This is a genomic window from Hyphomicrobium denitrificans 1NES1 (assembly GCF_000230975.2).
Lineage (GTDB): Bacteria > Pseudomonadota > Alphaproteobacteria > Rhizobiales > Hyphomicrobiaceae > Hyphomicrobium_B > Hyphomicrobium_B denitrificans_A.
Map to the genome: position 1 here is coordinate 2,872,312 of NC_021172.1, position 10,668 is coordinate 2,882,979.

Annotated in this window: 11 protein-coding genes; 2 read left to right on the plus strand and 9 right to left on the minus strand. The window is 59.1% G+C overall.

Annotation, left to right across the window (positions count from 1 at the left end; all coding sequences use genetic code 11):
* Positions 1-161: 161 nt before the first annotated feature.
* Positions 162-548, minus strand: a complete 387-nt coding sequence (locus HYPDE_RS13755; protein WP_015599097.1) for a hypothetical protein — start codon at positions 546-548, stop codon at positions 162-164.
* A 185-nt stretch (positions 549-733) separates the two neighbouring features.
* On the opposite strand from HYPDE_RS13755, the gene HYPDE_RS13760 reads away from it, so the two are divergent.
* On the plus strand, positions 734-2,773 hold the full coding sequence (locus HYPDE_RS13760) for a sensor histidine kinase (protein ID WP_015599098.1): 2,040 nt from the start codon (positions 734-736) through the stop codon (positions 2,771-2,773).
* Between the two features lie 58 nt (positions 2,774-2,831).
* Here the strand turns inward: HYPDE_RS13760 and HYPDE_RS13765 are convergent, their stop codons facing one another.
* The gene (locus HYPDE_RS13765; RefSeq protein ID WP_015599099.1) at positions 2,832-4,262 is read right to left on the minus strand and encodes a CHASE3 domain-containing protein; all 1,431 of its coding nucleotides are present in this window, start codon (positions 4,260-4,262) and stop codon (positions 2,832-2,834) included.
* Positions 4,263-4,886: 624 nt separating this feature from the next.
* Between HYPDE_RS13765 and HYPDE_RS18845 the strand changes: the two genes are divergently transcribed.
* Positions 4,887-5,060 carry a DUF1328 domain-containing protein gene (locus tag HYPDE_RS18845; RefSeq protein ID WP_015599101.1) on the plus strand — a complete coding sequence of 58 codons (174 nt, stop codon included), beginning with the start codon at positions 4,887-4,889 and terminating at the stop codon, positions 5,058-5,060.
* A gap of 89 nt (positions 5,061-5,149) precedes the next feature.
* On the opposite strand, the gene HYPDE_RS13775 is transcribed toward HYPDE_RS18845, so the two are convergent.
* The 7 genes from HYPDE_RS13775 to HYPDE_RS13805 all read right to left on the minus strand — a co-directional run bounded on the left by HYPDE_RS13775 (position 5,150) and on the right by HYPDE_RS13805 (position 10,664).
* A complete protein-coding gene (locus HYPDE_RS13775) occupies positions 5,150-5,956 on the minus strand; it encodes a response regulator (RefSeq protein WP_015599102.1) in 807 nt (268 codons plus the stop codon).
* 71 nt (positions 5,957-6,027) lie between these two features.
* Positions 6,028-6,591 (minus strand): sigma-70 family RNA polymerase sigma factor, encoded by a 564-nt coding sequence (locus HYPDE_RS13780; protein ID WP_015599103.1) that lies wholly within the window; start codon positions 6,589-6,591, stop codon positions 6,028-6,030.
* Positions 6,588-6,800, minus strand: a complete 213-nt coding sequence (locus HYPDE_RS13785; RefSeq protein WP_015599104.1) for a NepR family anti-sigma factor — start codon at positions 6,798-6,800, stop codon at positions 6,588-6,590. The genes HYPDE_RS13780 and HYPDE_RS13785 overlap by 4 nt, the downstream gene beginning before the upstream one ends.
* Positions 6,801-6,970: 170 nt before the next feature.
* Positions 6,971-8,293, minus strand: coding sequence for a cobyrinate a,c-diamide synthase (locus tag HYPDE_RS13790; protein ID WP_041320502.1), 1,323 nt, complete (start codon positions 8,291-8,293; stop codon positions 6,971-6,973).
* Between the two features lie 15 nt (positions 8,294-8,308).
* Positions 8,309-9,064, minus strand: coding sequence for a precorrin-4 C(11)-methyltransferase (gene cobM / locus HYPDE_RS13795; RefSeq protein ID WP_015599106.1), 756 nt, complete (start codon positions 9,062-9,064; stop codon positions 8,309-8,311).
* Positions 9,061-9,444 (minus strand): cobalamin biosynthesis protein, encoded by a 384-nt coding sequence (locus HYPDE_RS13800; RefSeq protein WP_015599107.1) that lies wholly within the window; start codon positions 9,442-9,444, stop codon positions 9,061-9,063. Before HYPDE_RS13800 ends, cobM begins: the two co-directional genes overlap by 4 nt.
* Positions 9,441-10,664, minus strand: coding sequence for a bifunctional cobalt-precorrin-7 (C(5))-methyltransferase/cobalt-precorrin-6B (C(15))-methyltransferase (locus tag HYPDE_RS13805; RefSeq protein WP_015599108.1), 1,224 nt, complete (start codon positions 10,662-10,664; stop codon positions 9,441-9,443). Before HYPDE_RS13805 ends, HYPDE_RS13800 begins: the two co-directional genes overlap by 4 nt.
* Between the last annotated feature and the right edge of the window lie 4 nt (positions 10,665-10,668).

A 10,668-nucleotide genomic window follows, 5' to 3' on the forward strand; every position in this document is an offset into this window, starting at 1 on the left:
GATTGTCTCCAAGATCGAATTGATTGCTGCCATGACGGCAAATGCGAAGCGGCCCCTGAAAAGCCTTCTTCGCAATGCGCCGGGGCGCGCCTAAACGCGTCGCCGATGAGGGCGTTATCGAAGTTGCTGCACCGTTGCGGCGAGCAATCTTTCGTTAACGCTCACGCAGCTCTGGCACTTGGAGGTCCGCGAGCCTGAAAGTGGTCGCGATGGATAAGATCGACTGCGGCCGCATCGGGAGCGTCGAAACGCGCGCCAGCGACGAGCGGCGGCGGCGGAACCTGCGGTAGGGACGGAGGCTCCAAAGAATTCGCGGCAATGGCAGCGGCCCAGCACAGCACGCAACCGTCGTGAGAGTGCTGGCTACGATGCTGGTTGCACGGGCGCTTGCTCGCCGGAGCGCAAAGCCCCGCCGTGATTGCGCGCCCGGCAAGGCCAGATCCGCGATTAACGTCGTGGTGACGATGTAATACCGCAACGCCGAGCTGAACGCTGAAGGCCATCAGCGTCAGCCAGACTAGTCCGAAGTGGGTTCGCGATATTTTCATCTCGGCTTGAAACTCTCGCCCTTCACTACGAGTCTCCCGTTCATATGTCACAATCGTGGCGAACGACGCTCCCTGCCGTGGACATTAAAAATCTTCGGGCGGCAGAAGCCGGAACAAAGTGGTCTCTCCGGCACTTATCATATCGCTCGAATCTGACATATTTTTGGAATAATATAAAGTATCAAATGGTAAACACGAGGAGACAGCAGCTATTTTCTGGACTTTGGACGCGCAAGCGTGCCGACGCCGACAAGAATAGCTTCTCCGCTGGTATCCGTCGTCTCATCCTGCTGGCTCTCGTGCTTTTCCCTTGGATCGGGCTCGGCGCTGTCCTGCTCTATGCAATCGATATGCGCGCGAGAGAGGCGCTCCAAAATGCCGCGCTGGTGCGAGCCTCTATTGCTGCTGCTTTACTCGATCATCGGGTCAGTGATCGCACTCGAGCGGTCGACTGGTTGCAAGCGACGCCGCAGGCAAACGGCCGCACAACGGCCGGCAGCGCATCAAATTCGTATGGCGTCCAATTCAGAGCGCGGGACAGTGCGCTTAACGTGATTGCTCCTGCGTCGTTCAGCGGCTCAGCCCCGGATGAGTTAAGTGAGGCAGCGCAGTCTGCCGCGAAGTCTGCCCTCGCGACTAAAATGCCTCGCATTACGTCTTACGTCGACGATGGCGGCTCCGGCGGACTCAATCTGTGGCTGCCGCTGTTCAGAGACGGCAGAAATCCCATTCTGCTGCAGGCCAACCTTCCGGCATCGTTTTTGAACGACACCGTGAAGGATCTCGAATCGCGAGGCCACTGGCGCATGGCCATTATAGGCTTCGACGGCGCTGTCCTTGCCAGACTAGATGGCAGGGATGACCAGAACGGCGCGTTCAAAAAAGCGGTCGTTGGGTCGGTGGCGGATTTCGCGCCGACTGCGTTTTACGTCGTAGCCACATCCAAAATTTCGCCATTTGGATTCCGAGTGCGCGCGGCAACGCCGCTTGCTCCCCTTGAAGCGGCAAGCCGGCGAAACTGGGCCGGCTTCTTTATAGTTACATGTTTGCTGACAGCGGTAACTTTGGCAGCGGAAAAGTCAATTTTTCAGAAACGTGCGAGCAAGGGCGGGGCGCGGAAACCGGAATTACATGCATCGACAGGTAATGCCGTGAAACGTCCAAGGCGTCTGCAAAGCGGTCTCGTTCAAACCGGAACTACCCCCGGCGGTCTCTCCTTAAAGCCCATGCAAAAAAGTCTCGGCGAAGAGCGGCTGCGGGAGGCGCTCGACGCAGGCGGAATCTGCGTTTGGGAATGGCGCCGTCCGAACAATACGGTCGTCTGGGAAAATTCCTGCGCCAAACTTCTGAGACAGTCTGCCGATATGCCTCCGCCGACCGTGCGCGCTCTCGTTCGGCGAACCTTCCCTCATGAGCGCCGCCGCCTTCTGCATGCGATCCGTATGTCTCTCGCCGATGGCCGTCCGCTTTCCATCGACGTCCGGCTGACGTGCTTCGACGGCGAGCAGAGATGGATTGCGCTGCGTGCCAACCCGATCAATAGCGAAGCCGGCCGCGTGGCCGGCTTCGTAGGTATCGCAAACGACATCACCGATCAGAAACGCGGACTGTCGCGAACCGACGCGCTGCTGCGGGAAGTCTCCCATCGGTCGAAGAACATGTTGGCGTTAATTCTCGCTATGGCGCGGCTGACCGCACGCGACGCCTTCGACGTCAAATCGTATCTCAAGGAATTTACCCTCCGCGTCGCAGGGCTCGCGGCATCGCAAGATCTGATCGTCGCAGCTGATTGGCAAAGCGTGGATTTCGCGACGCTCGCATCGGCCGAGGTAGAAGCTGTCGTCCGATCCGATGCATCGCGCATCAAGATTTCAGGCCCTCCACTCCTCGTCACGCCAGAAGCTGCGCAGACGCTCGGCATGATCCTGACCGAGCTTGCCCTGAATGCGGCGGAGCACGGGGCTCTTTCGGCTGCGGCGGGCGAGGTGCATCTCTCTTGGAGCTTCCCGAATACCTCTACGATCAAGATCTCTTGGCATGAGACAGGCGGTCCCACCTACGATGCCGATCGTCCCAAAGGATATGGTCTGTCAGTTATTGAGCGTTTCTCTTCGCAGGGCCTGAAACTCGAATCTCGTATTGGCAGCGACGGCGAGAGCGTGAGTTGGATGCTCGAAGGCCCGCTTGCCCATGTCGGCATGCGCTCAACGCCGCTTCCCACTTAAACAACGCGCGCGCCGTGGCGGACATGATAACTAGAGTTGGGGTCCGTTAGATTGTCTCTTAGCCGGAAGAGCGCGATTTCTGATTGTCCGGATCTTCTTGCAATGCCGCGCTCAGCGTCAATTCCGTCAAGTGGACCGTAACTCGCGTGCCGGGTCTTGCCGCACCTTCGAATGCCGAATCATAAGAAATGCTGCCCGAGAACTGACGTGTCAGCATATTGGCAATCTTGGTCCCCAGCCCTTCAATCTCTGTCTCGTCAAGGTCCGTTGGCTGACGGTGTAGCCAACCCTTGCCATTGTCTTCGATAACAAGCTCCGCGCCATTGTCGCCTTCTTTCCGCATCCGCACGTTGATGATCCCTTCAGTTTCACCTTCGAATGCGTGCTTCAGTGAATTGACCACAAATTCCTGCGTCAGAACACAGAGCGACGTGGCGACCTGCGCCGGTGCCAAGAGCGGCGGAATCTCTACGTTCAAAGCGATACGATCTTCGGCGGCCGCGGCGACGACGTCGGCCATCACTGCCTGAATCAGCGTATCGATCCGGACCAATTCGAGATCGTTCACAACATTGATTCGCCGTTGCGCGCTCGCGATGGCATGAATCCGGTCGCGTGCGCCGGTCAACGTCCGGACCGATATCGGGTCGGTCGTGTGGCGAATGTGCAGGTTGATGAAGCCGACCACGAGCGCAAGCGTGTTTCCGATGCGATGCGTAACATCGCGCAGCAAGGCTTCGGCGCGCTCACGCTCAGCTTCAGCTCTGTCGCGTTCAATTGCGAGCTCTTCCGTGCGCGCTTCGACATGTTTCTCGAGTGCCCTGTTCGTCGTCGAAAGTGTCAATGCCGTAAGCTCGAGCGCGGCGGCACGTTGCCTTTCATGAATAAGCGCGATCATCGCCAAGCCTGCGCTCGCCAGCAGCGTAGATAACATTGCGGCGAGCAGCCAAAAGCTCCGGCTCTTGAACTGGTCAAGCCGCTTCGCGAAAAGAGATTTCTCCTGTTTTTTGGCCGTTGATATCTGATGGCGAAGGCGGTCCATGATCTGCATCCCGAGACCATTGCCGGCTGCCTGTCCTGCAGGTGCCCCGCTCCGCCCGGTGTCGATTTCGGCGAGGTTCTTGTCTATGACCGCAAGCCTCTCCTGAAGCGTCTTGTTGATTTCTTGGATGGTTGCCAATTGCTGGGGGCTGTCGCCGACAAGACTCGTCAGAACCTCATGAATGCTGTCGAGCGATTTTCTCGCCGACTGATAGGGTTCCAGATATTGCGGATTGTGCGTCAGAAGGTACCCGCGCTGGCCGGTTTCAAGATCCTGCACGGCGCTCAACCAATTGGAAAGTTCTTGTTGGACAAGGAGCGTGTGCGTTACGCCGTCCGCGGCCGTAACAGTCCACCGCCATGCGGCGAGTGCCGCAAGCCCCGAGAGGACCGCGAGCATAATCCAGATCGCGAGCGTCCGGGGAATGCTGGAGGTGCTCAGTGCCATCGCGCTCCACTAAGTTTGCCGCCCTCGCGCCTGGCGGCCGTTCCCCTTCGCCAGTCGTTCTGGACACAGCATGCTAGCACCAGACCTTGGACGGTTCGTCGTCGCAGATAGTCAGTCCGCGAAGAAATACATGAGGCTGTGTGCGGAGTGGGGCCAAAGTGCGAGGGATTCATATCAGGGATGCGTCGCACGAGACAAAGGAGGGTTTGTCGCAATTGCGACAGCCGCGCAGCCTTCCGGCACATATTTTTTCTGAATTAACTACGAATACGCACGACGGTTGGAAATCTTGCCTCGCTAAAAAGAGCATTTGCAATCGGTCGGTCACGTCGAAGTGAACTCAAGACGCACCGCTCGTTTATTTCGCTGGAACCAGCGGGGTATCGTGGCGTTTATTTGCTGTGACCGTACCTGATACTCCCTCCCACTCCCCCGTGGCCCATAAGGTACGGCGCATTTCATGAGCCCGCGCGCTTCCCCCCGAGCGTTGCGGGCTCTCTGTTTCTCGCCGCGATGCTGAAGGCGTATGCGTACCTTTTATAGCGATTTTTGCGTGCGGAATGCGGAACTGCCCCTGAATTGGAGGCGTTCCACGGCGACAAACCGGAAAGTGGAGATTCACGAATGGGCAACCTTCTACATTACGCCATCGTTTTCCTCATCGTTGCAATCGTTGCAGCGTTTTTCGGGTTTGGCGGCGTAGCCGGAACCGCAATGGAAGGCGCGCGCCTGCTGTTCTGGGTAGCGATCGTTCTGTTCGTCGTTGCGCTTATCGCGAATTTCGTGCGCCGGGCTTGACGGTTTCGAGGTTGCACCGAGATCGCAAATGGAATGGGCGCAAAGGCCGATACCGTTGCGCCCTTCCTAATTTGCAAAACGCGTACGGATCATGCGGCGCGCTGGCCCGCCTTCGTCGAGCGCAGGCCGAAAAACAGCGATTGGCTGATCATAGCCTTCACGACTGCGGGTTCGAACGGCTTGGTAATGAGGAATACCGGTTCAGGCTTCGCTCCCGTCAGCAAACGTTCCGGGAAAGATGTAATGAAGATAACCGGCACGCTGATCGTTTCGAGTATTTCGTTGACCGCTTCCAACCCAGAGCTTCCGTCAGCCAAGTGAATGTCGGCAAGGACGAGAGAGGGCGCCTTCTTCGCGACCTCCGCGACGGCCTCCCTGTGCGTCCGGGCGACGCCCTGGACGCGATGACCGATATCGACGACGAGCGCCTCTAGATCCATGGCAATTAGCGGCTCGTCTTCAATGATGAGAACGTCGGCTGAAAGTTGCTCGGCAATTTCGGATCCGGCCATCTGCAGAAGCTCGGTGATGTGCGCAGGTGTGCAATCCAAAATTTGTGCGGCTTCCGCAGTCGTAAATCCCTCAACGGAGACGAGAAGAAAAGCCTGTCTCGGAAGCGGCGTAATGGATTCAAGGCGACGCTCGGGCAGAGATTTTTCTGCCGTGCCCTGCTCTTCCCTCTCTTGATTGACCGGGATCGAATTCCAAACCTTCGTGAAGGCATGGTAGAGCGCGGCTCGAGGCGGCAGAGACTTGTCGAACGAGCTTGAATCAGCGATCAGGGCTTCCAGAACGGCCGCAACATAATTGTCGCCCGACTGCTGGCTGCCCGTCAGCGACCGAGCATAACGGCGCAGATAAGGCAGGTGCGGAGCAATTGATTCGGCGATCGACATAGTGAACCTCGCACGTTCGTTATTTCCAAGATTTGATAGCTCAATGTCGGCAAGCAGCCCTCACGCGGGCATCAACCACGCACGACAGTTTGCCCAATTCGAACAAGCCCCATGAATTCCGGATTTGAGGTGAAATCCTCACCAGATTCGAGGCCCAGCGCCTTCGTCAACGCAACTCTGGCGCGATTGACCCTGCTCTTGACCGTACCGACAGCCGCGCCGGTGATTTCGGCCGCTTCTTCATAGGAGAAACCTTCCGCCCCGACGAGCAACAGAACTTCCTTCTGATCGTCGCTCAAAATTCCAAATGCCTTTTTGAAGTCGATCAGATCCATATGGACGTGCTGATCCGGCAGAATTGACATTCGCTCGGCAAGCGCGTTATCGGCGTCTTCGACCTCGCGGCGGCGTTTTCGCAGTTCGGAAAAATACGTGTTACGAAGAATGGTGAAAAGCCATGCTTTGAGGTTCGAACCCTTTTCGAAGCTCTCGAGATTGGTCCACGCTTTGACGAGCGTGTCCTGCACGAGATCGTCAGCGCGCGTCGGGTCACCGCATAGCGAATTCGCGAACGCCCGTAGATTCGGGACGGCACCAATCAACAGAGTCTGAAGGTCGTCCGTGGGTTGGGTCACTTTTTTCCCCCCCGACCATGATCCGGACCCTTGTCCTCGCTCTGCTTCAGTTGCTGCAGCAGTTGGATGAAACGGTCAGGAACCGGCTCACTGACCAGCTCGTTATAAGCTTCACGCAAGCGCTGCCCGATCTGTCCTTGAAGCTCGGCAGGCAACTGTGTCTGCGTCGTCAGTGTTTCTCCCTGCTTGGAGGCACTTCCCGCGCCCATATTGTGAAAACCCCTTTTGTTAGATCCACTCGATGCTTTTGAAGGGCAACGCCGGTCTATTGATCATCTAAATTTAAATGTCTGGAAGCGACGAAAAGTTCCACGACGTCCGGCAGACCCGAACTCGATTGAAATTACATATAAATATCAATTTATTAGGCTTATGGTATTTATAAATCGATCAGATGCAGAAACGAACCAGTCGTGAGCCCACGCCGGCCTCCGCGTTGCGCAAGTGCGTTGCCATCTGAATCACGGAGATGAAACAGCGGCGTGTCGGGCGAAGAAATAACGCTCGCATAGTGGAATTCGTGGCCAGTCAGAGTATCGCCCGGGCTACCCAGGACGCATGGCTCGACAAGCTCGGCCTTTCTATAACCCAGATTGAGCTTGCGGGTTGCGAACGATGTCTCCAATCCCAGAAGTCCGATCATCTCGTGGCGCTCGCCCGACGCATCGACGAGGCCAGTCCCGAGAGCCATGTAGCCGCCGCACTCCCCGTGAACTGGGCGGGTTTGTGCGAATTTTCTGATCGCCGATTTAAATCGGTGAGCGGCGGCCAGCCGGCCGGCGTGAAGCTCCGGATAGCCGCCGGGCAGCCAGACAACGTCCGCGTTAAGATCCGGTACTTCGTCGGCGAGGGGCGAGAATGTGGCAATCTCAGAGCCGGCCGTGCGCCAAGCCGACAGAAGATGCGGATAGACGAACGAGAACGCGGCGTCTCGCGCGAGCGCGATGCGTTGTCCAGGCGGACGGATATTTGCGGGCGTTCCAGCGGCGACGGAACCGGGTTTTGCAAGCTGCACGATACGCGTGACGTCGACGTTCGCGTCGATGAAATCCGCGAGCGCGTCGAGACGGCTTTCAAGCTCCACCGTTTCCTCGGCTTGCACTAGCCCTAAGTGTCGTTCGGGCAGAACGAGGTTTGCTTCGCGCGGCAGCGCTCCGACGACGGGCATCCCGATGGCTGTCAGCGCTTCCGAAACAAAGCGGATATGGCGTGCGCTTCCGACGCGATTGAGAATGACGCCTGCAATCTCGACGCCGTCACGAAAATTCTGAAATCCGCGCGCGACAGCGGCCGCCGTCTGCGATTGGCCGGAAACATCGAGCACGAGAATAACGGGCCATCCCGTTGCGGCCGCCAAATCTGAACTCGCGCCATTGCCCCAATGGCCCGGCTGCACGACTCCGTCGTAAAAGCCCATCAAGCCTTCGGCAATCACGATATCGGCGCCGCGAGATGCTTCCGACAGCAGACCGGCAACGCGTGGCCAACGCATCGCCCAGCTGTCGACGTTGTAGGACGCGCGCCCCGCGGCAACGACGTGGAATGCGGGGTCTATGTAGTCCGGCCCACATTTGAAGGGCTGTACGGCGTGACCGTGCCGTTTCAATGCGCGGAGCAGACCGAGCGTGACTGTCGTCTTACCCGATCCCGATCGGGGTGCGCCGATGATCAATCCGGGCGGGGGTGGCGACGCATCAGTCATGTTTCGATCCACGCATCAATTGCCGCGAAACCTGCGCCGGTAGTCGACGCTATAAAGCGCACTTTCCCGGAAATCCTCGCGTCCGAGCGCTTCGCCGACAAGGACCAGCGCCGTTCGCTCAACAGCCATTTCGGACGCCTGCGCGACAATCGTTGCCAGCGTACCGCGAACGACCTGCTCCTCCGGCCAGGATGCGCGATAGACGACCGCTGCAGGGCAATCTGCTCCGTAGTACGGCAACACGCGCCGCACGACATCCGCAATCGCGTGAATGGACAGATGCACAGCAAGCGTCGCACGCGTGGCGGCGAAAGCTTCGAGAGTTTCGGTTTCGGGCATTGAGGATGCCCGGCCCGGCGTACGCGTCAGCACCACCGATTGCGCGACTTCGGGTAGCGTCAGCTCGCGTGCGAGTGCCGCCGATGCCGCCGCAAATGCGGGAACGCCGGGTGTAATCGTATAAGGAATTTTCAGTTGATCGAGGCGCCGCAATTGCTCGCCGAGCGCGCTCCAGATCGAGAGATCACCTGAATGCAGTCGCGCGACGTCTTTGCCATCGCTCGTCGCCTTCGCAAGGCGGGCGACGATTTCGTCGAGCGTCATCGGCGCGGTGTCGACGATTTCGGCGCCGGCGGGGCAATATGTCAGCAGCGCTTGGGGAACCAGCGATCCTGCATACAGGCAGACGGGCGAGCGCGCGATAAGATCGCGGCCGCGTATTGTTATAAGATCGAGGGCGCCTGGACCTGCTCCAATAAAATGGACTGTCATTGCGGGCTTTCTTCCGCGTCTGCTGACTTCGCTGCTGCGACAGTTATATTGCCGATGATACGTCGTGGAACGAGGAGTAGCGAACGGGGGCCTGCTGCCGCCAGCGCCGATGCTTCGGCAAGGGACCTCACGCCGAAAAGATCGAGCGTTCGCTCTGAGCGCGTCAGGCAATCGCCATTTCTCTCGCGGAGTTCCGCAAGCGACAGTTCCCTGTACGCGATGGATTGTCCAGACGCGGCTGCTTTCAGCAAGTTCGCGAAGGGCGCGTTTTCGAGCGTCGCGATGACGTCACCGCCGGTTTCGGCGCAAACACTTGCAAGGGCGGCGGCAAAATCGTCCGCTTGCGCTTTACTGTTGGCGCCGACGCCGATGGCGATCATGACGCCGCTCCCGGCTTACTGCACACCCACTGGATGACGGGCAGCGCAGGCCGCCATGTCATACGTTTGCCAAGCGGTTCGGCGCGCTCGACACCGAGCCGGGTGAGCGTGCCGCCATGCACATGATAAGCGGCAAGCAGCGCAAGCTCCGATTCAAGCGTCACGCTGTTGATGACGATCCGGCCGCCCGGCTTCAGCGCATTCCAGCATGCTTCAACGACGTCCCGGTCCGCCGTACCGCAGCCGACGAAAATGGCGTCGGGCGAAGGCAGGCCATTGAGAGCTTCCGGTGCAGAGCCGAGGCGAATATCGAAATGCGGAACGCCGAGAGCAACAGCATTCCGTGCGGCGCGTGCGGCGCGCGCCTCGTCACGCTCGAGTCCTATCGCGCGGTTCGATGGGTGCGCTAGCAGCCACTCGATGCCGATCGATCCGCTTCCCGCACCGACATCCCACAGCAGCTCGCCAGGGCACGGCTGCAGCGACGACAGCGTGACCGCGCGAAACTCGCGTTTGGTCAACTGGCCATCGTTCTCAAAATAGGTGTCCGGCAGCCCAGCAACGTAGGGAATCGGCATCGCATCGGGCCCAGCGACAACGTCAATGCCGATCACGTTCAAGGGATTGACGTCCGCAAGAGCAAACGCTTCCGCAGTTTCCGAACGGATGCGCTCTCGCGGGCCGCCGAGCGCTTCCATAACGGTTACCGTACTCGGGCCGTATCCGGCCACCGTCAGCAATTTCGCAACCTTGCCGGGCGTCTCGCCGTTAAGAGCGAGAGCGAGAATCCGGCGCCCGTGATGGACATGACGACGCAGTAGGGGCGTCAGCCCACGCATATTGAGGCCGAGTGTCACGGTCTCCTGAAGCGCCCACCCGAGCCGGGACACTGCGAGCGAGAAGCTCGACGGCGACGGGACGACAAGCATCTCCTCAACCGGGATCGAACGCGCCAGCGTGACGCCAGCGCCGAACCAGAACGGGTCGCCGGAGACAAGCACGGCGACGGGCGTGCCCCGCCGGGCCAAAATCTCCTTGCTCGTCGCTTCGAGCGGCGTCAGCCATTTCATCTTCTTGCCGCGCGTCTCGCCGACAAGCGCGAGATGGCGCTCTCCGCCGACGATCAGATCGGCGGCGTCGATCAAGGCGTTGGCCGCCGCACCGAGCGCGGAACGGCCGTCTTCGCCGATGCCAATGATGGACAACCAGCGCCCGCTCATGGCA